General features: G+C 71.2%; 23 protein-coding genes. 5 read left to right on the top strand and 18 right to left on the bottom strand.

Annotated elements, in window-relative coordinates:
• Positions 1–122 precede the first annotated feature (122 nt).
• The gene (locus ACWGDB_RS25095; protein ID WP_453824461.1) at positions 123–2,432 is read left to right on the top strand and encodes a M20/M25/M40 family metallo-hydrolase; all 2,310 of its coding nucleotides are present in this window, start codon (positions 123–125) and stop codon (positions 2,430–2,432) included.
• An 11-nt stretch (positions 2,433–2,443) separates the two neighbouring features.
• Positions 2,444–3,175 carry a sulfotransferase-like domain-containing protein gene (locus ACWGDB_RS25090; RefSeq protein WP_453824460.1) on the top strand — a complete coding sequence of 244 codons (732 nt, stop codon included), beginning with the start codon at positions 2,444–2,446 and terminating at the stop codon, positions 3,173–3,175.
• 7 nt (positions 3,176–3,182) lie between these two features.
• Here ACWGDB_RS25090 and ACWGDB_RS25085 read toward each other — a convergent pair whose 3' ends face one another.
• On the bottom strand, positions 3,183–4,745 hold the full coding sequence (locus tag ACWGDB_RS25085; RefSeq protein WP_453824459.1) for a non-ribosomal peptide synthetase: 1,563 nt from the start codon (positions 4,743–4,745) through the stop codon (positions 3,183–3,185).
• 173 nt (positions 4,746–4,918) lie between these two features.
• On the opposite strand from ACWGDB_RS25085, the gene gntD reads away from it, so the two are divergent.
• Together gntD and ACWGDB_RS25075 are read left to right on the top strand one after the other, a co-directional pair.
• Positions 4,919–6,010, top strand: coding sequence for a guanitoxin biosynthesis L-enduracididine beta-hydroxylase GntD (gntD, locus tag ACWGDB_RS25080; protein WP_453824458.1), 1,092 nt, complete (start codon positions 4,919–4,921; stop codon positions 6,008–6,010).
• Between the two features lie 29 nt (positions 6,011–6,039).
• A complete protein-coding gene (locus ACWGDB_RS25075; protein ID WP_453824457.1) occupies positions 6,040–7,281 on the top strand; it encodes an MFS transporter in 1,242 nt (413 codons plus the stop codon).
• Between the two features lie 15 nt (positions 7,282–7,296).
• On the opposite strand, the gene ACWGDB_RS25070 is transcribed toward ACWGDB_RS25075, so the two are convergent.
• Genes ACWGDB_RS25070 through ACWGDB_RS25025 form a run of 10 tightly spaced genes read right to left on the bottom strand, consistent with a single transcriptional unit; the run spans position 7,297 to position 19,487 of the window.
• Entirely contained in the window at positions 7,297–8,919 is a 1,623-nt protein-coding gene (locus ACWGDB_RS25070; RefSeq protein ID WP_453824456.1) for a condensation domain-containing protein, read from the bottom strand.
• 45 nt (positions 8,920–8,964) lie between these two features.
• Positions 8,965–10,299: a M20/M25/M40 family metallo-hydrolase gene (locus ACWGDB_RS25065; RefSeq protein WP_453824455.1), complete on the bottom strand. Its 1,335-nt coding sequence runs from the start codon at positions 10,297–10,299 to the stop codon at positions 8,965–8,967.
• A gap of 3 nt (positions 10,300–10,302) precedes the next feature.
• Positions 10,303–11,391: an acyl-CoA dehydrogenase family protein gene (locus tag ACWGDB_RS25060; RefSeq protein WP_453824454.1), complete on the bottom strand. Its 1,089-nt coding sequence runs from the start codon at positions 11,389–11,391 to the stop codon at positions 10,303–10,305.
• The gene (locus ACWGDB_RS25055; protein ID WP_453824453.1) at positions 11,388–12,551 is read right to left on the bottom strand and encodes an acyl-CoA dehydrogenase family protein; all 1,164 of its coding nucleotides are present in this window, start codon (positions 12,549–12,551) and stop codon (positions 11,388–11,390) included. The genes ACWGDB_RS25060 and ACWGDB_RS25055 overlap by 4 nt, the downstream gene beginning before the upstream one ends.
• On the bottom strand, positions 12,548–15,823 hold the full coding sequence (locus ACWGDB_RS25050) for a non-ribosomal peptide synthetase (RefSeq protein ID WP_453824452.1): 3,276 nt from the start codon (positions 15,821–15,823) through the stop codon (positions 12,548–12,550). Before ACWGDB_RS25050 ends, ACWGDB_RS25055 begins: the two co-directional genes overlap by 4 nt.
• Position 15,824: 1 nt before the next feature.
• Positions 15,825–16,664: a [LysW]-aminoadipate kinase gene (locus ACWGDB_RS25045; protein ID WP_453824451.1), complete on the bottom strand. Its 840-nt coding sequence runs from the start codon at positions 16,662–16,664 to the stop codon at positions 15,825–15,827.
• A gap of 9 nt (positions 16,665–16,673) precedes the next feature.
• Complete coding sequence (gene argC / locus ACWGDB_RS25040; protein WP_453824450.1) at positions 16,674–17,696, bottom strand: N-acetyl-gamma-glutamyl-phosphate reductase; 1,023 nt, start codon at positions 17,694–17,696, stop codon at positions 16,674–16,676.
• Positions 17,693–17,860, bottom strand: a complete 168-nt coding sequence (gene lysW, locus ACWGDB_RS25035; protein ID WP_453824449.1) for a lysine biosynthesis protein LysW — start codon at positions 17,858–17,860, stop codon at positions 17,693–17,695. Before lysW ends, argC begins: the two co-directional genes overlap by 4 nt.
• 27 nt (positions 17,861–17,887) lie before the next feature.
• Positions 17,888–18,943 (bottom strand): BtrH N-terminal domain-containing protein, encoded by a 1,056-nt coding sequence (locus ACWGDB_RS25030; protein ID WP_453824448.1) that lies wholly within the window; start codon positions 18,941–18,943, stop codon positions 17,888–17,890.
• A complete protein-coding gene (locus ACWGDB_RS25025) occupies positions 18,933–19,487 on the bottom strand; it encodes a hypothetical protein (RefSeq protein ID WP_453824447.1) in 555 nt (184 codons plus the stop codon). The genes ACWGDB_RS25030 and ACWGDB_RS25025 overlap by 11 nt, the downstream gene beginning before the upstream one ends.
• A gap of 27 nt (positions 19,488–19,514) precedes the next feature.
• On the opposite strand from ACWGDB_RS25025, the gene ACWGDB_RS25020 reads away from it, so the two are divergent.
• Entirely contained in the window at positions 19,515–20,351 is an 837-nt protein-coding gene (locus tag ACWGDB_RS25020; RefSeq protein ID WP_453824446.1) for a GNAT family N-acetyltransferase, read from the top strand.
• A gap of 5 nt (positions 20,352–20,356) precedes the next feature.
• Here ACWGDB_RS25020 and ACWGDB_RS25015 read toward each other — a convergent pair whose 3' ends face one another.
• Genes ACWGDB_RS25015 through ACWGDB_RS24985 form a run of 7 tightly spaced genes read right to left on the bottom strand, consistent with a single transcriptional unit; the run spans position 20,357 to position 26,550 of the window.
• Entirely contained in the window at positions 20,357–21,349 is a 993-nt protein-coding gene (locus ACWGDB_RS25015) for a transketolase family protein (RefSeq protein WP_453824445.1), read from the bottom strand.
• The gene (locus ACWGDB_RS25010; RefSeq protein ID WP_453824444.1) at positions 21,346–22,197 is read right to left on the bottom strand and encodes a transketolase; all 852 of its coding nucleotides are present in this window, start codon (positions 22,195–22,197) and stop codon (positions 21,346–21,348) included. The genes ACWGDB_RS25015 and ACWGDB_RS25010 overlap by 4 nt, the downstream gene beginning before the upstream one ends.
• Entirely contained in the window at positions 22,194–23,501 is a 1,308-nt protein-coding gene (locus tag ACWGDB_RS25005; protein WP_453824443.1) for a DegT/DnrJ/EryC1/StrS family aminotransferase, read from the bottom strand. The genes ACWGDB_RS25010 and ACWGDB_RS25005 overlap by 4 nt, the downstream gene beginning before the upstream one ends.
• Positions 23,498–23,833 carry a hypothetical protein gene (locus ACWGDB_RS25000; RefSeq protein ID WP_453824442.1) on the bottom strand — a complete coding sequence of 112 codons (336 nt, stop codon included), beginning with the start codon at positions 23,831–23,833 and terminating at the stop codon, positions 23,498–23,500. Before ACWGDB_RS25000 ends, ACWGDB_RS25005 begins: the two co-directional genes overlap by 4 nt.
• Positions 23,830–24,711, bottom strand: coding sequence for a RimK family alpha-L-glutamate ligase (locus ACWGDB_RS24995; RefSeq protein ID WP_383598317.1), 882 nt, complete (start codon positions 24,709–24,711; stop codon positions 23,830–23,832). Before ACWGDB_RS24995 ends, ACWGDB_RS25000 begins: the two co-directional genes overlap by 4 nt.
• Positions 24,638–25,810, bottom strand: a complete 1,173-nt coding sequence (locus ACWGDB_RS24990) for a M20/M25/M40 family metallo-hydrolase (protein WP_453824441.1) — start codon at positions 25,808–25,810, stop codon at positions 24,638–24,640. Before ACWGDB_RS24990 ends, ACWGDB_RS24995 begins: the two co-directional genes overlap by 74 nt.
• Positions 25,807–26,550 (bottom strand): 2OG-Fe dioxygenase family protein, encoded by a 744-nt coding sequence (locus tag ACWGDB_RS24985; protein WP_453824440.1) that lies wholly within the window; start codon positions 26,548–26,550, stop codon positions 25,807–25,809. Before ACWGDB_RS24985 ends, ACWGDB_RS24990 begins: the two co-directional genes overlap by 4 nt.
• Between the last annotated feature and the right edge of the window lie 335 nt (positions 26,551–26,885).

Raw genomic sequence — 26,885 nt, 5'->3', positions numbered from 1 at the left:
TGGCCGACAGTGCGCCGTTATCAGGGTGCGGATGAGCCGGGGAGACCCGGCAGTCGGGCAAATGACGGACAGCCCGCGCTCTGCCGCAAGGGGCAGGATGGCCCGGACACCTGGGAGGGACCTTGTCTCGGTTCAAGCGCCTGCCGCCCGCCCGGCTCGGCACGCTGCTGCTGATGCTCGGGCTCGTCGTGTTCGCGGCGTTGGCCCTCATCCCGCTGCGAGGTCCGAGCCCGGCCGGTTCCGGAGCCCCGGTGGGACAGTTCTCCGCGGAACGCGCCGAGCCGTACATCGAGCGGATCGCCGCCGAGCCGCGGCCGATGGGTTCGGCGGCCAACGCCGAGGTCCGGGAGTATCTCGTCGAGCGGTTCCGCGCGCTGGGTCTGCGGGCCGAGGTCGAGGCGACGACCGCCGCCGACAGCTATCCGGACCACGCCTCGGTTGCCGGGCGGGCCGCCAACATCCGCGCCACTCTCCCCGGTACCGAGGGAAAGGGCCGCGTGCTGATCGTCGCCCACTACGACTCGGTCTTCACCGGGCCGGGCGCGACCGACGACGGGATGGGCGTGGCGACCGTCCTGGAGACGGCCCGCGCCCTGAAGTCCGGTCCGGCGCCCCGCAACACGGTGGAGTTCCTGCTCACCGACGGCGAGGAGCCGGGGTCCATCGGCGCCAAGGCCTTCACGGACTCCTCGTCGGCGGGCGATCCGAAGCACACGGTGATCCTCAACCTCGAGGCGCGCGGCACCACGGGGCCGGTGGTGATGTTCGAGACCGGCAAGGACAACTCGGCATTCCTTTCGGCACTCTCCGACCACACACCGTTCGTCACGTCGATGTCCGACGAGATCTACCGGCTGCTGCCGAACGACACCGACCTGTCGGTGTTCAAGAAGGCCGGCTTCACCGGGATGAACTTCGCGGTGGTCGGCGGCTCCGCCCGCTACGACACCGAACTGGACAACCTGTCCGCCCAACGGCAGGGGACCCTGCAGGACATGGGCTCCACGGTACTGGCGGCGGCCAGGCAGCTGGCCGACCGGGACATCGCCCCGCCAGGAGCCGGCTCCAGCACGTACTTCACGGTGTTCGGGCTGCTGGTGAGTTATCCGCAGTGGCTCGGTCCGGTCCTCGCGGCCCTGGCCGCCGTCGCAATCGCGGTGGTCCTGTGGCTGTCCCGTCGACGTGGAGTCCTACGGCTGCGCGGGCTCGCCCTGGTCGCCGGGACGCTGCCGTTGCCGCTGATCGGTTCGGCGGTCCTCGGCTATCTGGGCTGGACGGTGCTGGTGATGATCCGGCCGCACTATGCCGCGTTCACCTTCGGCGATCCGTACCGCCCCGGTCCCGCGGTCGCCGGTCTGGTGGTGCTGACGCTGGCGGTGTGTCTGTGCTGGCTGCTGTGGATGCGCCGGCGCACCGACGCCTTCGCCGTGAGCGCTGCTGCGCTGTGCTGGTTCGCCGTACTGGCGCTGCTCACGGCCGTCGTGCTGCCCGGCGCCTCGTATCTGTTCGTCTGGCCCGCCCTGTTCGGCGCGGCGGGACTCGCCGTGGGCCTGCGCCTGCCGGAGAAGTCGCCCTGGCTCGCGCCCGCACTCTGCGCCGCCGCGCCGCCGGCCATCGTGCTCTTCGTGCCGCTCCTCGCGATCCTGTTTCCCACCATCGGGCTCGCGTTCGTGTCGGCGGCCCTCGTGATCGTCGCGCTGCTGCTCCTGCCCCTGCTACCCGCCTTGTTGCCGCTCCCCCGGCGCCGAGCCGTGCCCGTGACGGTTGCGGTCATCGCGCTGTTGGGGACGGCCCTGGTGGGCGTCGGCGGAGCCCGGGACGGCGTGGACGGGCGCCACCCCGCGCAGGTCGCCCTGTTCTACGTCCAGGACGCGGACACCGGAACCGCCTCCTGGTACAGCGGCGCCGACTCCGGCCAGCCCTGGGTGTCCCGCTACACAAAGGGCGCCAAGTCGCCCGCCGAGAAGGACGTTCCCGCGCTGATCGGCCCTGGTGGCTACCGCAAGGGGCCGGCCCGAGGCGGCAGCACGTCCCTGCCGGAGGCCGAGGTGACCGGCCGGCGCAGCCTCGGCGGCGATGTGCGCGAGGTGCGGCTGCGGCTCAGCTCGGACGCGACGGCGACCGCGCTGTCGTTCTACGCCGACACCCGCGGGACGAAGCTGGTCGACGTCACCGTCGAAGGCAGGCGCATGCCGGGCGGGCAGAACCGGCCGTCCTCGACCCCGTGGAAGTGGGGCTGCCACCTGGTGGCGCCGGCGGACGGCTACGACGTGGTGCTGCGGCTGCGCGGCGACGCGCCGCTGCCCCTGCGGCTGCTGGCCTACAGGGCCGACGTGCCGGCCGCGGCGCTCACCTCGCCCCGCCCCGCCACGATCGTCTGGACCGCCTCCGGGTTCGGCCAGAGCATCGGTATCCGCACCATCGACATATGAGGGAACCGCCCGTGAACGACCGTCCGGACATCCCCCGCGTCATCGCCATGTGGAGCGCCCCGAGGGCAAGGTCGACCGCGTTCTTCCGGTCCATCGTGGAACGCGGCGATCTGGCCGCACTGCACGAGCCGTTCTGCAACATCGTCGACTTCGGCGAGACCACGGTCGACGGACGGGTCGTGCGCACCGAGGTCGAACTCATCGCGGCGATGCGGGCGCTGTCGGCTCGACGGCGGGTGTTCCTCAAGGACACCACCGACTACCGCTATCCCGCGGTGCTCGCGGACGACGTCTTCCTGCGCGAGGTCCGGCACACGTTCCTGATCCGGCATCCCGACGAGATCGCCGCGTCGTACTACGCCCTGCGGCCCGAGATGTCGGCCAAGGACATCGGGCTGGAGCAGATGCACGAGTTGTACGAGGCGGTGTCCGCCACCGGGCAGCGTCCGGTGGTCCTCGACTCTGAGGACCTGGTGTCCAGGCCGGAGCGGACCATGGCCGCGTTCTGCGCCGCGGTGGGCCTGCCGCAACGGCCCGAGGCACTGCAGTGGAGTCCCGGCAGCCGTGAGGAGTGGCAGCGCTCCGACCGCTGGCACACCGACGTCAGCAACAGTTCGGGCTTCACGGCCAAGTCGACCGAATACGCCGTCACGGTCCACAACAACGCGATGCTGGCCGAGTTCAGCGCCCGGCACGAGCCGTTCTACCGGGCGCTGTTCGACCAGCGGCTGATCGTCACGTGATGAGGGCTCAGTCCCGGTCGGCCGCGAGGTCGCGCAGTGCGGCGCGGTCGACCTTTCCGTTCGCCGTCAGCGGTACGGCGTCCACGGTGACGATCCGGGCGGGAATCATGTAGGAGGGCAGCAGCGGGCGCAGGTGCGCGCGGACCTCCGCGATCGACGGTGCGTCGGCCGCGTCGGGCGGCGGCGCCAGGAAGGCGACGAGTGTGCGGTCCGAGCCGCCACCGGTGAGGTCGACCAGGGCGGCACCGACGCGCGGGTGGGTCTCCAGCGCGGCCTCGATCTCACCCGGCTCGACCCGGTGGCCGTTCACCTTGAGCTGGGTGTCGATCCGGTCGAGGAACTCGATGTTGCCGTCCGCCCTCCGCCGCACGAGGTCGCCCGTGCGGTAGAGCCGGGCCCCGGGCGGGCCGTACGGGTCGGGCACGAACTTCTCCGCCGTCAGCGCCGGGCGCCCGTGGTAGCCGCGGGCCACCCCGACCCCGCCCATGAGAAGCTCGCCCGCGACGCCCACGGGGACCTGCCGGCCGGCCTCGTCCACCACGTGCGCCTGGAGGTTGGCGATGGGGCGGCCGATCGGTGGCCTGCTCTCGCGCAGCCCGGGCGGGCACAGATAGTCCGTCGACGTGACGGTGACCTCGGTGGGCCCATAGGTGTTGTGCACCTGCCGGTGCGGTGCCTGAAAACGGTCGGCCAGCTCGCCCGGGAGCGCCTCGCCCCCGATGTTGGCCATCCGCAGATCGGGGAGCCCGGCCGGGTCGAGGAGACGGGCCACAGCGGGCGGTATGTCCATCACGGTGACCCGTTCGTCGCGGATCAACGCGGTGAGCGCCCGTGGGTCGAGGAGGGTCAGCCGCGACCCCTGGACCAGGGTGATCCCGTTGCAGAGCGCGGCGAAGATGTCGAAGACGCTCACGTCGAAGCACGGGTTCGCGAACTGCAGGATGCGGTCCGGCGGTTCGAGCCGATAGGCCCGCCTGCAGTACTCGGTCATGTTGACCACGGAGCGGTGCTGGACGAGCGTGCCCTTGGGAGCTCCGGTCGATCCGGACGTGTAGAGCAGGTAGGCCAGGTTGTCGGGGAGGGCCGGGTAGTGCGGGTCGTCGCCGGGCAGTGCGGCCAGCGACGCCGCGATGGCGGGATCGTCCAGGCAGACCGGCAGGACGTCGTCGGGCAGCCTCGCGGCCGGCCCGCTCGTGGTGACCACGATCTCGCATCCGGCGTCCTGGACCATGTACGCGAGACGGCTCGCGGGCTGCTGTACGTCGAGCGGCAGATAGGCGGCGCCCGACTTGAGGATGCCGAGGAGCGTCACCGGAAGGTCGAGGCCGCGGTCGAGCAGCACGCCCACCACCGTCTCGGGGCCGATGCCGAGGCGGTGCAGATGCCGGGCCAGCCGGTTGGCACGTCGGTCCAGTTCGAGGTAGCTGAGTTCCTCGCCCTCGAACCGGCAGGCGGCCGCCTTGGGCCGTAGGGCCACCCATCGCTCGATGGCATGGTGCACACAGAGTCCGGCCGTGTCCGCGTAGTCCTCCGTGGCACCGTACCGGTCGGCTTGGATGACGTGTTCCACCGTCTTCGTCCCCCTGGATTTTCGACACTGCCGGTGGGTCGACCCTGTCAGAACGTGGCGCTGCCACGTCGTAGGGATTCCTCCTGACTGTGTCCGTCCTTGCGGATCGCACATTCTCGGTACGGATGTCGTTGCCCGAGATGAAGCATGACCCGCGGCCAGGGAGGACCAACGTGGGCGGGACCCGTACACAGAACTTCGAGGCCGCGCTGAGCCCGCAGGACGGCATGCCCTGCCTCCGGCTGACGTCGGCGGAGGCCGACACGCTGCGCGCGCTCGCCGAGGCCTTCGTCGAGGAGTTCGGCGCGGCCAAGCCCGCCGACCTCGAGCACCTGCTGCCCGAGATCGCCGTCCACGCACATCGCGTGCCGGAGCGGATGCGCTCCGTCCTGAACGGGTTCCGGCTGACGGGCCGTCCGAACGGCGGGCTGGTGCTGTCCGGCCTGCCGCTGGACGAGCAGGCCGTCGGTGCGACACCGCGCGACTACACCGCCGCGCCGGACACCGCCGAGGTGACCACGGCGACGGCTCTCCTGCTGATGATCGGCTCCCTGCTCGGCGACCCCTTCTCCTATCTGTCGCAGCAGCGGGGCAAGCTGGTCCTGGACGTGTTTCCGATCGAGGGGCACGAGGGGGAGCAACTCGGGTCGAGCTCCACGACGTTGCTGGAATGGCACAACGAGGACGCGTTCCATCCCCACCGGGCGGACTGGATCATGCTGCTGTGTCTGCGCAATCCGGACGCGGTGCCGACGATGTTCGCGTCGGCCCACGATCTGGAACTCGACGAGGAGCACCGCAAGGTCCTCTTCGAGGACCGGTTCGTGATCCTGCCCGACGAGTCGCACACGGCCCAGTTCAATGCGGCGACCACCGGGATCGACGACGGTGACGGCCAGGCGGCCGCTTTCGAGCGCATACGACGGATGAACCACGAGCCGGAGCGGATCGCCATTCTGGGCGGCGACCCGGACATGCCCTACGTCCGGATCGACCCGGCGTTCATGCAGCGTGACCTGGGCGACGCCCTCGCCGAACGGGCGCTGCAGGGCATTCTCGACGCCTTCGAAGCGCGTATGCGGGACGTGGCGTTGGCCTCCGGCGAGCTGCTGATCATCGACAACAAGCGGGCCGTGCACGGACGCCGGCCCTTCAAGGCCCGCTACGACGGCACGGACCGCTGGCTGCGACGCATCAACGTCACGGCGGACCTGCGCAGTTCGGCAGGACGCCGCTTCGGCGCCCATGGGCGTGCCCTGGTCTGACCGCCAACTGCCACCTTCGGGAGACGTGCATGACGCAGACCGCGCCCGCGCCGGGCGGCCTCCTGAAGCAGCGGGACTTCCGTCTGTTCTGGACCGGCGACCTCGTGTCGCAACTGGGCTCGGAGATGACGCTGTTCGCCCTCCCGCTGGTGATGGTGAGCACACTGGACGCCTCCGGCACCCAGATCGGGCTGCTGGAGGCGTTCTACACGCTGCCGTTCTTCCTGCTGCCGCTGTTCGTCGGCGTATGGCAGGAGCGCCGGGCCCGCCGGCCCGTGATGATCGCCACGGACCTCGCCCGGTTCGTGCTGGTCGTCACCATCCCGGTCGCCGCCGTGCTCGACGTGCTCTCCCTCGCGCACGTCTATGTGGTCGCCGTGCTCGTGGGGGCTCTCAGCGTGGTGTACGACATCGCGGCCCGGTCGTACCTGCCGCGCCTCGTCGCGCCGGAACACCTCGGCTCGGCCAACAGCAAGCTCACCGCTGATCAGGCCGTGAGCGCGACGATGGGTCCGGGTGGTGGTGGCTGGCTGGCCGGCGCGTTCGGGGCGGCCAGTGTGCTGTTCCTGGACGCGCTGAGCTATCTGGTCTCCGCGGTGGCGATGATCGCGGTCCGCACCCGGGAGAAGCCCGAGCCGCCGCCCGCCGAGCGAGATCTGCGCCGGGAGCTCGCCGAGGGCCTGCGTGCGGTGTTCGGCAATCCGCCGGTGCGTGCCATCGCCCTCCACGCGGCCATCTACAACGCCGGCGGATCGCTGGTCAACGTGGCCTTTCTGGTCTTCTTCGTGCGTCAGCTCGACATGGGCACGTTCGCCTACGGTCTGGTCACCGTGATCGGTGGGGTCGGAGCGATCTTCGGGGCCGTCTGCGTGCCCTTCCTGTTCGAGCGCATCGGCTACGGCCCCAGTCTGCTGGTCGCTCTGGCCTTCTCCACCAACGCCTACTTCCTGCTGCCGCTGTACACCGGCTCGGACACAGCGGTCTTCTGGGCGTCCGCGGCCGGCCTCTTCCTCGGGTACGCGGGCTCCGCCGCGGGCAGCGTGATCGCCGTGACGGTGCGCCAGAAGGTCACACCGCCCGAGCTGCACGCGCGGATGAACGCCACCTACCGGCTGATGAACTTCGGCACCATCCCGATCGGTGCGGCACTCGCCGGCGTGCTGGTCGACGGCATCGGTGCGCGTACGACGCTGTGGCTGGCGCCCTTCGTCCTGCTGGCGTCGGTGATCCCGGTCGCCAACCGCACCATCTGGCGGCTGCGGCAGCTGTGAGACCGGGCCGGCGGCTCAGACCGTGGCCGCCAGCTCCCGGATGGTGTGCTCCCCCAGCACCTTCTCCACCGGCAGCTCGACGCCGAGTTCCCGTGCACGCATCACCACGCGGACGGCCCGCAGGGAGTTGCCGCCGGTGGCGTAGAACTCGTCGTCGACGCCGACCGTTTCGAGGTCGAGCACCTCGGCCCACAACCGGCTGAGCAGCACCTCGGTTTGCGTGCTCGGCCGGCCGCCGAGCTTCTCGCGGTGCAGCGGCTCCCGTTGCGCCGACTCCTGCGCCTCCGGGGCCGCCGTGACGGCCGGACTGCGGTCGGCCAGCGGGCAGGGGAGCTGCGACACAGCCGCACCGGGGTTCGCCGACGCACCTCGCAGCACGGTGACGACGGACCGGGCCAGCAGGTCCGCGGTCTCCTGGACGAACAGGTCCGACTGGAGCACCACTGAGCCACTGAGTGCGTCGTCGGTTCCGTCGAGATCGACGGTCACCTCGAAGTGGGCGCGCTCCTGGAGAAGTGGCACCGGTTCGATCCTCAGTCCGGCGGCCTCCAACGCCTGGGGAAGCCAAGTGTTGTTCACGGCCAGCATGGTCTGCGTCAACGGGGTGCGGCCCGGGCGCCGCTGCGGCTTCAGGGTGTCGACCAGCACCTCGAAGGGCACGTCGGGGCGCTGGTAGGCGCCCAGGCAGCGTTCCCGTACCTGCCGGAGCAGGCTGAGGAAGTCGGGATCACCCGACAGGTCGAGGCGTACGGGAAGGGTGTTGACGAAGAAGCCGACGAGCGACTCCAGTTCGGTCTGGGTGCGACCGGCGAAGGGCAGGCCGACGACGACGTCGTGCTGCCCGGTCCAGCGGGCGAGCACCGTGGCGTAGGCCGCGAGCACCACCATGAAGGGGGTGACGTCCCCGTCCGAGGCGACCGCCCGGAGCTGACGGATCATGAGGGCGGGCGGCGCCAGCGGCGCGTGCACCGTCCCGTAGTCCGGCGTCCCGCCCGGGAGCCTGTCCACGGGCAGCCGGAGCGGTTCACACTCGGTCAACTGGTCTTTCCAGTATGCCAGTTGGTCATCGAGCTCACCCTCGTCCCAGCGCTGCTTCTGCCAGGCCGCGAAGTCCGCGTACTGCACCTGCAACTCGGGCAGCACATCCAGCCGTTCACCCCGGACCGCGGGCGGGTAGAGCGCCGTGAGCTCGCTCAGCAGCACGCCCAGCGACCAGCCGTCGGCCACCGCGTGGTGCACCACCACGGCGAACAGGTGCTCCTCGGGAGCCACCCGCATCAGCCGACAGCGGATCAGCGGTCCACGCCCCAGATCGAAGGGGGTCGCGGCGAGGCGGCGCGCCTCGGCGAGCGCCGCGTCGTGGCCGCCGTCCACGTCCTCGACGGTGAGCCGCACCGGCGACGGCGCGCGCACCACCTGCACGACCTCGGCTCCCTCCAGCTCCAGCACCGTCCGCAGCACCTCGTGCCGCTCCACCACTTCGGTCATCGCCGCGGCCAGGGCGTCCGGGTCGAGGCCGCCGCGCAGCCGCAGTCCCACCGCCTCGTTGTACAGCGGGGTGTCCGGCTGGATCTGTTCCAGCAGCCACAGCCGTTGCTGGCCGAACGAGGCGGGCAGCACGAAAAGGTCTTCGGTCATCTTGGCTCCCGCGGAGTGAAGGAATACCTCGGTGGCCGGCTACGGCTACCGGTAGTCGCGCAGCAGCGCGGTCATGCACTGGGTGCCGAACTCCAGCGCCTCGACGGGAATCCGCTCGTCGGCGCGGTGCAGCAGCGTCCGGTACGGGCTGCCCGCCGGCACCCTCATCGGCAGCCAGCCGTAGCAGCGGATGCCCAACTGGGCGAAGAAACCGGCGTCGGTGGACGCCGGCGACATCATCGGCAGCGGCGCGGCGTCCGCGTCGGCCTTGCGGGTGATGTCGGCAAGCGTCTCGTAGAAGCCGCCGAACTCGGGCTCCGGGATCCGGCTCTGGTCCACGGCGAAGCCTTCCACCAGCAGCTCCAGGGGCGGTTCGGGGCCGATCAGGGCCCGCAGTTCGGAGACGAACTCCTCCCTGGTGTGGTCGCCGGGCAGGATGCGGCCGTCCAGGTCGACGGTGATCTCGCCCGGCACCACGTTGATCTTGTCGCCGGCCCGGACGACGGTGGGGTTCACCGTGTTGCGCAGCAACGAGTCGATCTGCAGGGCCTGGTCCTCCGGCAGCCCGGCCGGAGGCGCGTCACCGTCGTCGTCCCGGAGGGAGCGCAGCCGGCCGGCGAGCGGGTCGGGCAGGTGGCCGGCCAGCTCGGTCAGCATGCGGTGGGCGGCCGGACCGAGGTGGCGCGGCAGCCGCACGCCGCTCAGGGCGGTCAGCAGGTGTCCGAGCTGCCGCATCGGGGTCTGCGGCGGCGCCAGGCGCGAGGCGTGGCCGCCGGGGCCCCGCAACGTCACCCGGAACCAGCACGCGCGCTTCTCCGCGACCACGATCGGATGGAAGCGCCGCCCGCCGAGTTCGATGCCCGCTCCGCCCTCCTCACCCACCGCGTACCGGATCCCGGAGAACAGCTCGGGGTGCTCGCGGGTCAGCCACCGGGCTCCGGCGATGCTGCCGTGCTCCTCGTCGGCGACCACCGCGAGGACGACGTCTCCGGCCGGCCGCTGCCCCGCCTCGTGCAGTCGGGCCAGCGACGACACCATCATCGCCAGGCCGCCCTTCATGTCGACGGAACCGCGGCCCCACACCTCACCGTCGACGAGCCTGGCCTCGAAGGGCGGGTGCTGCCAGTCCTGGCCGGTGACCGGCACGACGTCGGAGTGCCCGTGCAGGAGCAGCGGCGGGGCCGCGCCGCGGCCGGGGAAACGTACGATCAGATTCGCCCGGTCCCGGCTCGGGCCCAGCACTTTGATGTCCAGGTCGTCGCGGTGGGCGAACCGGTCGATCAGGTACTCGGCGCAGGCGATCTCGTTGCCGGGCGGGTTGGTGGTGTCGATGCGGATCAGGTCCTGGAGCAGCGGCACCGGGTCCGTGAGCGCGTTCATGGGTCACTCCGAGGTCGGTTCGTACGCCGCGGCCAGCAACCGGGCTGCCTCCAGGCGCAGTTGGGTCGGACTGCCGAGCCGCAGGCACTCCACGGCGGCGCACCGGTAGAACACCGAGACGTCGTACTCCTCGGTGAGTCCGGCGGCGCCGTGCAGGTGCACGGCCTCCGCCGTGGCCTCGCGAGCCAGGTCGGCGGCGAGGAAGAGGGCCTGCGCGGCGGTCAGCCGTATGTCCGCCCCGGTGTCGGCGTCGTCGGCCACCGCGTGCACCAGACTGCTCACGGCGGTGGCCTCGGCGGCCAGCGCCGCGAGCCGGAAGGCGGGAGCCTGCTGCTTGGTCAGCGGGCGGTCGAAGGCCGAGCGCTGTTGCAGCCTGGCGACCGTGAGTTCCAGCGCGGCGCGTGTCAGGCCGGTGAGATAGGCGGCCTGTTGGAGCCTGCCGCGGGCCAGGGCGGCAGAGTAGTGCGGTCCCGCGGTGATCAGACCGTCGGTGACCACCACCGCGCCGTCGAGGGTGACCCGGTAGAGGTCCCCGCGCCCGATGTCGTCCTGGCGGTGCAGGCGGACGCCGGGTCCGTCGGCCGGGACCAGCGCGTGGCCGTCCCCGCCGATCACCAGCAGCAAGTCGGCCTCGGCGGCGAAGGCGACGAAGCGCCGGGTGCCGCTGACCAGGCCGCGTGCCCGGTCCGGCGCGAGGGGCGCGGGCGTGCCCGGTTCGTCCGTGCCGTGTTCCCGCACGGCGAGGGCGCAGGTTCGCTCCCCCGACGCCATCGAGGTGAGGAGCTTGTCATGACGGCCGTCGGCTGCCAGCAGGTCGGCCGCGATCATGGTGTCCAGGTAGGGGCTCTGATAGAGCGCGGGTCCCATCAGCTCGGCCGCCCGGACCCGGCCCGCCATGGCGTCGGCCGGTCCCCCCAGCCGGGGCGGCAGCGCCGGGCGCAGGCCGTCCAGTTCGGCGAGGGTGGACCACACGCCCCGGCGGACCTCGGTCTCCTCCTCGTCCGGCGGTACGGGCCCGGCGCCCTTGGCTCGGGCGCCGAGTCGACGCAGGACCGGATTGAGTTCCTCGTGGAAGAGTTCGGCGACGTTCACAGCAGACCCAGTCCATTGGTCGCGATGAGATAGAGCATGATCTCGGAGGTGCCCGATGCCAGGCGGTGGGCGGGCCCGAGGCGGTAGTTCGCTTCCAGCAGTCCCTGCGCGGGCGCTTCCCCGTCCCAGGCGGAGAGGACACCGCCGGCGCCTTCGAGGTCCATCCCGGCGCGCAGGATGGGCCGGAACTGCTCACTCGCGTACCACTTCGACATCGCCGAGGTGACCGGGTCGGCCCGGTCGGCGGCGAGATTGTGGACCATTTCCCAGGCCAGGGCGCGGGCGGCCCGCAACTTGGCGTCGAGTTCGACCAGTTGCAGGGCGTAGGCCGGATCGGTGAGCCGGCCCGTCTCGGCGGCCCGCCGGATGACCAGGTCGAGCAGCCGTCGTGCCTTGCCGTGGAAGTCGATGCCCGTGCGCTCGAGTTGGAGCAGTTCGTTGAGCTGCCACCAGCCCTCGTCGACGGTTCCGACGACGTCCGCCGCGGTGAGCCGTACCCCGTCGATCACCACCAGGTTGAAGCGGTCGTTCTGGATGCTCGGCACCGGTTCGATGTGCACGCCGGGTGACCGGACCGGCAGCAGGAACAGGGTGATCCCGTGCATGCCGACCGCGCCGTCGGTGGTGCGGGCGGCGCACAGCGAGAAGTCGGCGAACTGGGTCTTCATGTTGAAGACCTTGGTGCCGTACAGCCGCCAGCCCTCCCCGTCGCGCTCCGCCCGGGTGCGCAGCGCGGACAGGTCGGAGCCTGCCTCGGGTTCCGTGAACAGGACGCTGGCTGTCTGCTCACCACGGGCGAGTGCGGGCAGATACCGGCTCTTCTGCTCCTCGGTGCCCGCCTTGAGCAGGAACATGCCGACGATGTCGATGCTCAGGACGTGGACGTCGTCGGGCACTCCGGCGAGCGTCATCTCCTCGGTGACGACCGCCGCCTCGGGGGCGCCGAGGCCGAGGCCGCCGTAGGCGACCGGCCAGTTCGGGGCGAGCCATCCGCGTTCGCCGAGGAGCCGGTACAGGTCGAGACGGGCGGCCTCCTCGTCGGGCCGGTGTCCGGCGACGGCTGCGAGGGTTCGCTGTGCCTCGGGGCCGCGGAAGAACCGTCGCACCTCCTGCCGGAAGGAGTCGTGGCTGACGGCGACCGCAGGTGCGGAGCTGGTCACTGTGTCTCCTCCAAGTGGGCGAGGATCGCCGACAGTTCGTCGTCGGACGCCTCGTCCAGCTCGCTCGTCTCCACGAGTTCGGCGAGCTCGGCGATGGTGGACCGGACGAACAGCTCCCGCAGCTCCACCTCCACACCGAACGCCGTGCGGATCCGGGAGGCCAGCTGGGTCACCTTGAGCGAGTTGCCGCCGACGGCGAAGAAGCTGTCGTGGACGTCGATCTCGAGCGTCCCGTCGAGCAGTTCACGCCAGATCTCGGCGAGCATCAGCTCGGTCCGGGTGCTGGGCGGTACGGCCCTGCGGACGGCGCCCGCACCGGGTTCCGGCAGCCGCTTGCGGTCCAGCTTCCCGCTGCCGGCCCGGGGCAGCTCGGGCAGTTCCACGAAGGTCGCGGGGACCAGGTGGGCGGGCAGCAGTCCGGTCAGGTGCCTGCGCAGCTCCTCGGGAGTGACCTCTCGGCCCGCGTTGACGGTCAGATAGCACACCAGCCGGGCGTCCGCGCCGGAACCCGACACGATCACCACGGCCTCGTCGACGGCGTCATGGCCCTGCACCGCCTGCTCGATCTCGCCGGGTTCGACGCGCAGCCCGCGGATCTTGATCTGGTTGTCCACCCGGCCCAGGAAGGCGAGGTTGCCGTCGCTCCGCCGGACCACGAGGTCCCCGGTGCGGTACAGCCTGGCGCCGGGGGCGCCGAAGGGGTCGGGCACAAAGCGCTCAGCGGTGAGCCCGGGCTGGTGGGCATATCCGCGGGCCACTCCGACGCCGCCGATGAGGAGTTCGCCGGGGATGCCGTCCGGTATCGGGTTGCCGTACCGGTCCACGACGTGGGCCCGGTAGTTCGCCATCGGGGTGCCGATCGGCGGCATGCTGGTGTACGTGCCGTCGGGGCAGAGGTAGTCGATGCAGGCGACGGTGGCCTCGGTCGGGCCGTACCCGTTGTGGAACTCTCGCCCCGGGATGTTCCACCGGTTCACGAGCTCGCCCGGGAACGCCTCGAGTCCCACGAACAGGGCGCGCAGTTCGGGGAAGGTGCTCTCGTCGAGCAGTCCGAGAACGGCCGGCGGCAGATCGGTGACCGTGACCCGCTCCGTGCGCATCAGCTCGGCCAGCCGGTCGGGGTCCAGCAGGGTCGCCTTGGGCGCCTGCACCAGTTGGGCTCCGGAGCACAGGCAGCTGAAGAAGTCGAACAGGCTGACGTCGTAGGCCGGGTTCGCGAACTGAAGCACCCGGTCGCCCACTTGGAGGGCGAACATGTCGATGCTCGCCCGGGTGAAGTTGACGATGCTCCGATGCTCGACCTGGACACCCTTGGGTTTCCCGGTGGAACCGGACGTGAAGATCACGTAGGCGAGGTTGTCCGGTCGCACGCCGAGGTGCGGCCGTTCGGTGGGCTGCTCGTCGAGGGCGGGGTCGTCCACGCAGACGGCTGTGACACCGGTCGGGAGCAGGGCGGCCTGGTCGCGGGTGGTCACCACCGTGGTGCAACGTGCCTCGGTCAGGACGCTCTCCCAGCGGGCGGCCGGGTGGTCGGGGTCCAGAGGCAGGTAGGCGCCGCCCGCCTTCTGGATGCCGAGGAAGGCCGCGGGCAGCTCGGGGCCCCGGTCCAGCAGGACGGCGACCACGCTCTCTGGGCCCGTGCCGGCCTGGCGCAGGGACCATGCCATCCGGTTGGCGTCCTGCTCCAGTTCCCGGTAGGTGCGACGGCGGCCGGCGAAGGAGGTGGCCACGGCGTCGGGTGACCGGTCCACGACCGACTCGAACAGTTCGTGCAGGCATCCATCCGGTACGGGCGCGGTGCTGCAGCTCGTCCCGGACAGCCGCTCGTGCTCCGGCTCGGTGAGCATGGGCAGCCGGCTGAGGGGGAGGTCCGGGTCGGCGGCCACCGCCGACAGGATCCGTTCGTAGTGCCCGAAGAGCCGTTCCACCCGGTCCGCGTCGTAGAGATCGGTGGAGTACTCCGCCCACAGCCGCAGGCCCTCAGGCACTTCGGTGAGCTGGACCGCGAGATCGAAGCGAGCGGTGTCGCCGTCCGCGGGGTACGCGGCGACCTCGACGTCCCCGATCCGGGCCGACTCCACGCCCGCGTGCTGGAGCGTGAAGGACGTCTGGAACAGCGGGTTACGGCTCGGATCGCGCTCGGGGCGCAGCTCGTCGACCAGTCGGCCGAACGGCAGCTCCTGATGGAAGTGGGCGCCGAGGACGGCCTCGTTGGCGCGGGCGAGGAGTTCGCGGAACGTCGGGTCGCCGGCCGTCGAGCAGCGCAGCACGACCGTGTTGGCGAAGAAGCCGACCAGCGACTCGATCTCGGGGCGCTCGCGGCCCGAGAACACCGAGCCGAGGACGATGTCGTCCTGACCGGTGTAGCGGTCGCACAGGGCCATGAACGCGGACAGCACCACGGTGAGCAGCGTGACCCGTTCGGTCCGGGCGAGCTGGTTCAGGGCGCCGCCCAGCTCCGGCGGCAACAGCCGGTCCGTGGTGGCACCGGCGCCGGAGGGAACGGGCGGGCGGGGCCGGTCCGTCGGCAGGTCGAGGGTCGGCAGGTCGGCGAGCCGGCCCTTCCAGTACGTCAGGTGGTCGTCGAGGACGGCTCCGGTGACGCGGCCGCGCTGCCAGACGGCGTAGTCGGCATACTGCACGGCCAGTTCGGGCAGCTGCGCCGGCGTCCCGGTGTGTTCCGCCTCGTAGAGATGGAACAGCTCGCCGACCAGGATGGGCAGGGACCATCCGTCGCTGGCGATGTGGTGCAGGGCCAGGACGAGTACGTACTCACGCGCCGCGGTGCGCACCAGGTGAGGGCGCAGGACCGGGCCCTTCTCGAGGTCGAACGGCTCCTGGACCAGACCGAGCAGGAAACCCCTGACCTCTTCGTCGCCGGCGCCCTTGAGGTCGGTCACGGGCAGCGGCACGGCACCTTGCGGCTCCGCGATGTCCTGGTAGGGCACGCCGTCGCGCAGGGGATAGCGGGTGCGCAGGATCTCGTGCCGGTCGACCAGCGCGTTCAACGCCCTGCCGAGCGCCTGTTCGTCGAGGTCGGCACGGAGCGACAGGACGATCGGGGCGTTGTAGACGGCCTTTCCGGGATCCAGCTGGTCGAGGAACCACAGCCGTTGCTGGGTGAACGACAGCGGCAGCTCCCGGTCGCGGGCCACCGGGACCACACGCTCGCCGGTGCCCCGCACGCCTGCGCGCTGACGGGCGCGCAGGGCGAGCAGGCTCTTGCGGGTGTCCGCGAGGCTCTTCCCGCCGTTGTTCGCTGGATTGGACATGTCACAGACTCCCGAGCGTTGCGGTGAACCTGACCGTGGTGCCGGCGCCGTCGAGCGCGGCGCTCACCGGGTCGGGGACGCGGCCGTCGGCAATCACCACCGTGTCCACCCCGGCGTCCAGCGCCGCGCGGGCGGCTTGCAGCTTCGCGGTCATGCCGCCGTGCACCGCCGCCTCGGTCACCGGCTCGTCCGAGAGCTCGATCCGCGGTATCAGGGAACTCTCGTCGGCGGGATCGCGCAGCACCCCCGGCGCGGCGGTCAGCAGCACGAGCCGTACGGGACGGGTGCCGGCCAGCGCACCGGCGATCGCCGCGGCCAGCCGGTCCGCGTCCACGTTGACGGCCCCGTCGGCGCCGAGCGCGGGCGGGGAGAGGACGGGCAGACAGCCGGACTCCAGCAGGGTGTCCAGCACGGCGGGGTCGACGTCCCGGATGCGGCCGCTGTGGTCGTCTCGGACGACGACGGTGCGCCCGTCCAGGACGGCACGGTGGGCGGCGGTGCGCTTGGCGGTCACCAACCCCGCGTCCATCCCGGTCAGTCCGACCGGCCGGGCGCCGTGCCGGGCCAGCGCGGCCACCAGCGCGGGCTTGATCTTGCCCACCAGCGCCATCAGCAGCACCTCGAGGGTGGCGGGGTCCGTGTACCGGCTGGACGAACCGCTCGGCGTGGTCAGCCGGCGCTGCGGCACGCCGAGCCGGTCGGCGAGCCGGTCGAGTTCGACCGCCCCGCCGTGCACCAGGACCGTGCGGCCGACCGGGAGGCGCGCCAGGTCGCGGCAGATGTCCTCCTGGGCGTGGGAGAGCCCGCCGCCGCACTTGACCACCGTGATCTCGTCAGTCATCGAACCACCTCAAGCCGGGTGCAGTCCGGGGAAGTCGAGCCCGAGCGACTCGTCCCAGCCCATCCGGATGTTCAGGCACTGAACGGCGTTCCCGGCGCCGCCCTTGACCAGGTTGTCGAGTGCGCCGACCAGGAGCAGTTGGCCGTCGGCGGGGTCGAGCGCGAAGCCGACGTCGCAGTGGTTGGAGCCGATCAGGATCTTCGGTTCCGGCAGCCGGTAGTTGCCGCGTTTGTAGGTGACGACACGGACGAACGGCTCCGCCGCGTAGGCAGCCCGATAGGCGGCTCGGATGTCCGCCTCGGTGAGGTCACGGCTCGCGGTGGCCCGGCAGAGCACCTGGACTCCGCGGACGGCGTCCACGCCGGTGGCCGTCATCCGCGCGTCCAGGCCCGTCGCCTGCGCGATCTCGGCCTGGTGGCGATGGTTCAGCGGGGCGAACACCCGCAGCACGCCGCTGCGTTCGGCGTGCAGGTTCATCTCACCGGCCGAGGCGCCCGAGCCACTGGAGCCGACCCTGCCGTCCACCGTGACGCGCGGCTCCAGCAGTCCGGCGACGGCCAGCGGCCGCAGGGCCAGGATGGCGGCCGTGGCCATGCAGCCGGGCACGCTGACGGAGTCGGCGGTGCGCAGCGCCGCACGGTCGGCTTCCGGCAGCCCTCGGGTCGCCGTGCCGAGGAGTTCCGGGGCGGGATGCTCGCCGTAGAACTCCCGGTACCGGTCGTGGTCGGTGAGCCGCAGGTCCGGGCTGAGGTCGTAGACGTGTTTGGCCCGGGCCACCAGCGCGCGGCGATGGTCCGTGTCCGTGCCCATCGAGCCGGTGAGGAACAGCACGTCGCACTCGGGCAGTCGCTCCGGAGCGACGTAGGCGAGATCGACGCGGCCCCGCAGGTTCGGGTGACTTCCGTCCACCCTGCGGCCGGCCAGCCGGGCCGAGGTGACCGCGGTGATGTCCACCTCCGGGTGTCCGGAGAGGATACGGAGCAGTTCTCCTCCGATATAGCCGGCGCCGCCGACCACCCCGACGCTGATCACTCGCCCCAGTCCTCCTCGACCTCCGGCGCCACGGCGACGAGCAGCGGGTCGACGGAAATGACTTCGAGTTCACCCGCGCAATCACCGCATTCGATGATTTCGTTGAGCTCGGGCTTTTCCTTGACTTCCACGTCCGAGACACATTCAGGGCAGGCCACGATCATTTATTTCCTCCACCCATGGGAACGCATTCAACACCTAGAGGCTGTCGAAATCGGGGGCTCGGGGACAGTAGGGGAAACCCCTGACAGGTAGTCCGCCATGGCTTCCAGTGCGTGTTCGTGAGCGGCGACGAGCCGGGTCGAGCGGCGCCGCAGGCCCGCCACGGCGCCGGCCCGGTCGGAACGTGCGGTGGCGACCGCGATCCGCAGCGCCGACCAGTGGTGCGCGACCGCGTCGACGAGCCGGGAGAGCTCCAGCAGACGACTGTCGCCGAAGCGCCGTCCGGACAGCTCCAGGAAGGAGGCGTGCAGGCCGGTCACCGCGAGGACGGGTCCGGCCACGATGAACACCTCGTCCACCACCTCCTCGGTGTCCGGCAGCCGCTCCCAGGCGCCGATGAGGAAGCCGTCCAGACCGGCCAGCCCCGAGGTCCGCGGATCGACCGGGGCGGTGAGGCCGCGCAGGTTCCCGGTGATCACCCGGTGGACGAAGGCGGGGTCGAACTCCGGGGGCGAGGACGGGAAGTCCACCTGCAGCCAGCGGTTGCCGATCGGGTTGGCGGTGAAGAACATGTCGCGGTCGTGCCGCGCCGGATTCCCGGAGTCTCGGGCGGCGGTGAGGGCATCCAGCGGGATCGACCCCTGGAAGGCCGGCGGCACCGGGTCGGCCACCAGGACCTCGGCCCGTTCGTCGTCGAAGCCGTGGACCACCAGCAGGTGGTTGGTGTGCACGTCCCGGTACGCGGGCCGGAACGGCAGGTGGTAGTTGTCCGCGGCCACGGCGACGGCGCGGCCCGCGATCAGCTCGGCGCGTACCTCCTGCCAGCCCTGCGCGGCGTCCGCCGGAGTGCGCCAGCGCGAGCGGATCCCGTGATAGGGCGCCAGACCGCTGAACAGCGAGTCGGCGAACCCGGGCAGGTAGTACTCCTCCCGCCGCAGATCGCCCGGATAGTGGAACCCCCAGGCGGCACCGAGGACGACCACGGGGTCCCATCCGCGCTGGGCGACCAGCACCCCGGCGGTGGTGTGCAGGCAGTGGCCGAGTTCGTGCCGCCAGTGGCGGACCTGGTCCAGTTCAACCCGCACGGCGCACCTCCGTGTCCGTCACCGCGGTGAGGGCGAACACATGCATGGCGGGGTTGTCCGGCAGGCGCAGCGCGACGAGCTCCCCCGGCACGGTCACCGGGATGCGCTGCTGCCAGATGACGGGCCGATGCCCCTGCTGGGTGTGCCGGGGGTAGCGCAGGCCCTTCGCACGGAATGCCTCTGGTTCGCCGAACCAGGCCTCGGTTTCGGGCCAGAAGTCCGACATCCGCAGCCATTCGGTGCGTGTCGCACCGTCGGCGTAGTGCAGCTCCACCTCGTCCTCGGTGCGCCGTTCGGCGGCGCCGAGGAGGTAGAACCAGTCGTAGGGTCCCAGCGGCAGGCTGATCAGCTGCCCACGGCAGCGGATGTTGTCGCCTTTGCCGGTCGCTCGCGGCGGGAACTCGAATTCCACTCCGGCGACCGTCACCGAGGATCCCGGAGCGGGAAGGTCCTCGGCAGGGAACGTGTTGCGCCAGATATTGAAGCCGTATTCGTCGCCGGCGCCGGACTTTCCGATACCGAGATTGTCACAGACAGCCGACACATCTATGACGGTGCTTATCATTTGGGGATGCACGTGAACCTCATAAGTTCCGTTCCGGGAAAACTGGCCGAATCGGTGTCCCGGGTCATCAGGGCCGCCTATTCCGCGGGCGATCTCGTGCCCGGTCTGCCGACCGCCGACGGGGCCCGGGTCCACACCGGCGAACTCCTGGACGACCTCGCCGCCGGACAACTGCTCTGGGTGGCCGAGCTCTCGGGCCGGGTGGTGGGCACCGTGCGGGCCGTACGCAGCTCCCCCCAGGTCTGGGAGGTGCGGCGGCTGGCCGTCTCCCCGTCCTGTCGGGGTACCGGGGCGGCACGCAGGCTGCTGCGGCAGCTGGAGGCGGAGGCACTGGCGCGCGGGGTGTCCCGGGTGGCGCTGGACGCCGTGGTGGAGCGGGGCAACCCGGCGTTCTACGCCCGCGTCGGCTACCGCACCGTGCGGCACTTCCCGGCCGGCGACAAACCCCTGTCCGAGGTGCGGATGGAGCGCGATCCGCGTGCGGAGCCGACGCCGGTCGCGCACGACGCCGCTCCGGCCGGCCCCGGCCTGCTGCTCGACTGGCGGACGGCGCCCGGCGGAACGGTCTGCCGTCCCCGCCTGCTGTCCGGCGGCGAAGTACCGGCCGCCGGGACCGTCAGTTCGCTCGGAGCCGACTTCTGGCCGTCCGCCGGTACAGCCCAACTCCCCCTCGTACACGGCACCCTGGTACGGGAGGGCGGGTCGACGGGGGACGGCGAGGTGTTCTTCGACCGGCCGGCGTCCCAGGTCGCCGCCTTCCGCACACCACGGCAGGCGCACCCCGAGCTGCTGGCCTGGTGGCGCAGTCCGATCGCGCGCCACCAGGCCGCGGTCGGGCGATGACCGGGTCACCCCCGCCGCCTGACGATGTCGCAGGCTGCCTCCGCGATCCGCTCCGGGCTCACTCCCGCGTGCTCCAGCAGGCTCCGCTCGCCGGCGACGAAGTCGAGGTAGGCGTCCGGCACTCCGATGCGACGCACGGGGCACGGATGGTCCTCCGCGACGGCCTCGCACACGGCGGCCCCCAGCCCGCCGATCCGCACGTGGTCCTCCACAGTGACCAGTCCCCTGGTCTCCCGGGCCGCGCGCCCCAGCGCCGCCACATCGAGCGGCTTGATCGTGTGCATGTTCAACACCCGGGCACTGCACCCTTGTCGGGCCAGCAGATCAGCGGCTTCCAGGGCCATCACCACGGGGTACGGACCGGTGGCGACCAGGGTGATGTCCTCACCCTCCCGCAGCAGCCGTGCCTCGCCCACCCTGAACTCGTACGGCTCCGTGTTGACCATCGGGGTGCGGGCCCGCCCGAGCCGGAGGAACAGCGGGCCCGGCAGATCCGCCGTGGCCCGTACTGCGGCCTCGGTCTCGGCCGCGTCGCACGGAACGACGAGGGTCATGTGGGGCAGTGGCCGTATCAGCGCTATGTCCTCGAGGGCGTGATGCGTGGGGCCGTAGTGTCCGGCGGACACCCCGGCATGCGTCACGACGATGCGGACCGGCAGGTTGTTGCCCGCCACGTCGATCTTCACCTGCTCGGCAGCCCTGCTCGCGGCGAAGCTGGAGATGGTGTTGGCGTACGGCAGCAGCCCGGAGTGGGCCAGTCCCGCGGACACCCCCATCAGGTTCGCCTCGGCGATGCCCACGTTGACGTATTGGTCGGGCAGTTCCTGCCCGAAGCCGTCCTCCAGACCTCCCATGTCGGAGTCGACGCAGAAGATCCGCGGATCGAGGCGTGCCATGTCGAGCAGGGTGCGGCGGTAGGCCTCCCGGGTGGGCACGGCATGGTGCTGGGCCCACTCCGACGGAGCCTGCGTGGGGACGTCGGTGATCACTTCGCTCATGACTGCCTGCCTGCCCTCAGACCCGCCTTCGCCCGCTGGTACAGCCTCGGTGTGAGCTGGACGGAGTGACTCTTCTTCTTTCCTTCGAACAGGGCGACACCGCGCCCCTTGACCGTGCGGGCGACGACCACGGTCGGACGGTCCGTGACCGCGGGCAGAGTCCGGAACACCTCGCGCAACGCGGCGTGGTCGTGTCCGTCCACCTCGACGGCGTGCCAGCCGAAGCTGCGCCATCGCTCGGCCAGCGGCTCCAGCGCGACGCAGTCCTCGGTGTCCCCGGTGATCTGCAGACCGTTGCGGTCCACCACCGCGACCAGATTGTCGAGCCGGTACTGGGCGGCCAGCATCGCCGCCTCCCACACGGAACCCTCCTGCAGTTCACCGTCGCCCAGCAGCACGAAGGCGCGGCTGTCGCGCCCGAGCCGGCGCATCGCCAGCGCGACACCGGCACCGAGCGACAGCCCGTGCCCGAGCGACCCGGTGGGGAACTCCACCCCTGGCAGCCTGCCCAGGGGATGGCCCGCCAGGCGGCTGCCCTGCTGGGTGTACGTCTCCAGCTCCTCGGGCTCGATGACGCCGGTCTCGGCGAGCACGGCGTACAGGGCGGGCGCGGCGTGTCCCTTGCTGAGCACGAACCGGTCCCGGCCGGGCCAGTCGGGCTCGTCCGGCCGCAGCCGCAGCACCTCCGTGTACAGGTGCACGAGTACGTCCGTACAGGAGAGGCTGCCGCCGATGTGGGCACCGTGCTCTGATGCGCCCATGCGGAGCACGTGCTCCCGCACCCGGTAGGCGCGGTCGGCCAGAGCCTGGTCGGCGACGGCGGCGGTCCCCGGCGTTTCGGCGCTCACCGGACCGCTCCGCTCATCACCCGGTGCCACGGCGGCCGGTGGTCCATCGCGGCGGCCGCGGGGGCCAGTTGGTCCAGTCGGTCCCACACCTTCTCGAATGCGCGCACGACGAGATCGAGCACCGGCTCGCAGCGCGGGTTCAGATGCCAGCGCTGCAGGGTGACCGAGTCGTCGATCACGGCCAGGCTGACCTCGTAGGCGGTGATCGGCACCCCCAGGTCACGGAAGGCGGGCTGCCCCGGCAGCGGGACCACCTGATAGGGCTGCACCGGCACCCCCTCGGCACGCAGCGCCCGCTGCACCGTGGCACGGAACGCGCCGGGCGGCAGCTCGGGGTAGCCCGCGGCGACCGGATCGAAGCGCAGCCGCAGGATGTGCCAGGCGTGCGTGCGGTCCTCAGGGCAGGTCGGCACCGTCACTCCGGGCAGCCGGCCAAGCCTGTCGAGAAAGCGCCGCACCACCCGGTCACGGGCGGCCGAGTCGGCGTCCAGGCGGGTCAGTTGGCACCGGGTGAAGGCGGCCTGCACCGCGCTCAGCTTCTCGTTGCCCGCCGGCAGGCGCGAGATGTAGTCGCGGTCCTTGCCGGGCCGCAGGTCCTCGCCGAACTGCCGGTGCAGCACCACCCGTTCGTGCAGTTTCTCCTCGTCGGTGGTCACCAGGCCGCCCTCGCCGCAGGTCGGCAGGTTCTTCACCACGTTCAGGCTCACGGCGTTGATGTCGCCGATCGAGCCGGTCCGCCGCCCGCGGTAGGCGGCTCCCTGGGACTGGGCCGCGTCCTCGACCAGATGCAGGCCGTGCCGCTCGGCCAGCGCCCGCAGCGCGGCCATGTCGCACGGCAGTCCGTGCAGGTGCACGGCGATGACGGCCCTGGTCCGGCCGGTCACCGCCTTCTCCGCCGCGATCGGGTCCATGGTGTACGTGACCGGGTCGATGTCGACGAACACCGGTACGAGTCGACGCTGCAGGACCGGCACCGCGCTGCCGATGAACGTCAGGGCGGGCACCAGGACTTCCGAACCCGGTTCGATGTCCAGTGCCGCCAGGGCGAGTTCGAGGGCTGCGGTGCCGTTGGCGACCGCGGCACAGTGCGCGGTGCCGACGTATCGCGCCCACTCCTCCTGGAGTGCGCTGACCTCACCGCGCCCGGCGTCGTTGGAGGTGAACAGGCCCCGGTCCAGGACGCCGCGCAGCGCCTCGTGTTCCCGGTCCGTCACCACGGGCCAGCCGACCAGTTCCTTGGTCACGTCCTGTTTGCCGACCACGCGGCTGCCGCCGAACATGGCCAGCTTTACTGCATCGGTCATGCCCTCGCCTCCCCCTTCTCGGTGCTGTGCCGCGAGACGACCGCGGCCATCGTGCGGATGGTGAGGGCCGGTTCGACCGGGAGCCGTACGGCCCGAAGTGCCTGCCTGCGGGGTACCGGCAGCCAGACGCGGGCGGGCCCGCCCTGCGGGAGCACGAAGTGCTCGGGGTCGACGCCGCTGTCGTAGTGCAGCCATGCCGTCCCGTCGGTGACGGCCGGCGTCGGCGGGCTCATGTCGATGCGCAGCCAGTCGTAGCGTCCCTCGGGCACCTCGACGAGTTGCCCGGCGCAGGGCAACGGCCCCTGGAGGGGGACCGGAACGAGCCGGTTCACCGGCCGCCCCACAGCTTCAGCTGGCCCATGACGTAGTCGACGTAGGCGCCCACCAGGTCGACGTCGAGGACCTCGAGGGCCCCGTGGAACTCCGGCGTGTGGTTGACCTCGTTGACGAAGAGGCGGCCGTCGCGGTCCTCGATCACATCCACGCCCAGGACGCCCTCGCCGATCGCGTTGGCCGTGTCCTGCAGCACCTTGACCAGGTCGTCGGTGAGGGGACAGACCTCGGCCCGGCCGCCGCGCGCGGTGTTGGTGCGCCAGTGGTCGTGCCGCACCTTGTAGATCGCACCGACCACCTCGCCGCCGAACACGTAGGCCTTGATGTCCCGGTCGGGCTTGTCGACGTACTGCTGGACGAAGGTGATCTGGTGCTGCGGCCCGGACAGCGCGGCCCGGTGCTCCAGGAGCGCCTCGGCCTGTTCGTGGTCGTGCATCCGTGCGGCCAGCCTCCCCCAGGACCCGGTGAGCGGCTTGACCACCGCCGGGTATCCGAAGTCGTCCAGCTCGTCGAGCACGGCTTCCGGTGTCAGTCCCGCCAGGGCACGGATCGTGGGCAGCCCACCCTCGCGCAGCGCCAGCGTGGTGAGCAGCTTGTCACCGCACAGGCCGATGATCTGCGAGCTGTTGACGACCGGGACTCCGCCGTGCTCCAGGAGCCGGCAGGCGTAGAGGTTCCTGGTGTGGGAGATCTCCCTGCTCAGCGCTCCCCCGTACGGCAGGCGCAGCGGCTCCCCGTTGTCCAGCCGCACGAAGAACTTCCGGGCGTCGATCTGGTCGAAGTCGATGTCCCGCTTGCGCAGCTCAGCGAGAAGCAGCCGCTCCTCCAGTCGCACTCTCGAGGTGAGGACGGCCAGCTTCTTGGGTTCTGCGGTCACTGTCTGACGCTCCCTTTCCCGTCTGCGCGGCGTCATGGTGACCCGGAGCAGAGCGCAGCGAATCGACGAGCCGTGGCAACGCATCGGTCAGCACATCGATGGCAGCCAGGTACTCGGGTATCTCGATGTGTTCGTCGTCGCTGTGACAGAGCCGGGAGTTGCCGGGCCCGTAGGCGGCCGTCGGCACCGGCCAGTACTGCGCGACCACGTTCCAGTCCGAGGTGCCGAGCTTGAGCTTGGGCACAGGACGTGCGCCCCTGCTCGACAGTGCCGCGCCCAGGGCCCGCACCACGGGATTCGTGCGGGAGGCACGCACGGCCGGCACCTCCTCGATCACGGTGACCCGGCTGCCGGGCACCGCCCCGAGCCAGGACGTCAGGGCGGGGGCGTCGAAGCCGAGCGGGGTACGGCAGGAGATCTCGAGCTGGGCCCGCTCCAGGTCCGCGGTCATCCCCACGATGGTGGGCAGGGCGCGGTCGAACAGCGGTGCGTCCTGGTGCTCCGGGGCGAGTTCCGTACGCAGGGTCTGCCAGAAGGCGAACGCCGCCTCGGCCGCGGTCGGCTGGTCGGAGCTGGTGTGGGCCGGCGGCTGGGTGAACTCCATCCGGAACCGGAAGACGCCCTTGTAGCCGATCCCGATGGAGTGCACCCCGCTGGGTTCGCCGATGATGAGGGCGTCGGGGGCGCTGCGGTGCAGGAGGTGCCGGGCGCCGTGCGAGGTGGCCTCCTCCCCGACCGCGCCGATCACGACCAGGCGTCCCTGGATTCGGTCCGCCAGCCGGGCCGCGGCACAGATCATGGTGGCCAGCGAGCCCTTGGCATCGACCGAGCCCCGGCCGGTGAGCACGTCACCGTCCAGTCGCACCGGCAGCGTGCCCGGGACCGTGTCGATGTGGCCGAGCATCAGGACCTCGGGGCCGCTCGGATCGCCGACCTCACCATGCACGTTGCCGACCGCGTCGACGTGTGTGTCGAAGCCGATCGCCGCCATCCGCTCGGTGAGCAGGCCGGCCAACTCGCACTCCTGGCCCGAGAACGACGGGACGGCCACCATCGAGCTCAGCAGCTCGATCTCGTCCGCGCCGGCCGGCCGTGTCATGCGTCGCTGCCGAGGGGGTTGATGTCGACGAGCAGCATGTCCCGGATTCCCGTCTCGCCCACCGCCACGGTCGGCGAGACCTCATGGGTGACGAGCCGGTCGTCGACGAAGATCGAGTCCATGGGTTCGGTCAGGGTGAGCCGCACCGCTTCGCCGCTGTCCGGGTACACCGTCGACTCGCCGCCCACACAGCCCTCGCGGCGGACCAGGTGCATGCCGATGTAGCAGTGTCCGTCCCGGTGCCGTCCCTCGGGTGTCGGCAGGCCCTGTTCCCCGGCGTTGGCCACCATACGGATCAGGTGGATTCCCACTTCCCAGCTCCGCCGCCCCGTGATGCTGCGCGCCAGGTCGGTGTCGAAGCCCACCAGGGTCGTCATCGCCGGGTGCAGCAGGGCCTCTTCCCCGGCGGGTGCGAACTCCCGGTCCGCGCCCTTCCAGAGCGGGATCCCGTCCTGCCGGAAGGTCTTGTGCGGCAGGACCTCGAACTCGGCTCCGTCGTCACCGATCTCGACACGCAGCCGGCCGTATCGGCGGTGGCGGTACCGTCCGCCGTCGTGCAGGGTCGTGTCGAGCGGAAGGTCGGACCAGAACCGGGCGAACGCGGTGAACTCGCTCTCCGGCAGCAGCGGGCGCAACTGGGCGCCCGGCAGGATCACGAAGCCTTCCTGGACCGTTTCCTCCGCGAGCCCCTTCATCCGCTCCTCCATGAAGTCGCTCGCGGCCGTGCCGAAGGCCCCCATACGTCCCTCCGTGGTTCGAAACCTGTTGTGATGCCGAGCCCGTTGCGGGTCGTGACGGCCACCAGAGTCTTCGACCACCCTGGCATCACCGGGGCTGCGGGACCTGTCGGTCATTACCCTGACTGTCACCCGGGGCAGGAGGAGGAGTCGTGGGCGGATACCGCAAAATCCCTGGGTACGGGCATGACTGTGGCGGGGGGCCCCGCCGGGGGCCCCGCCACCCCCCCGTGGTACGCGGGCCCACCACGGTGCAAACGTGCGCCAGGGTCAGCGCACGAACACCCCCGCATTGCCGGCCAGATCCAGGAAGTACTGCGGCGCCACACCCAGTACCA

It is taken from the genome of Streptomyces sp. NPDC055013 (assembly GCF_053608645.1).
The sequence above is the reverse complement of the archived record's forward strand: the minus strand, read 5'-3'. Positions and strand labels throughout refer to the sequence as shown.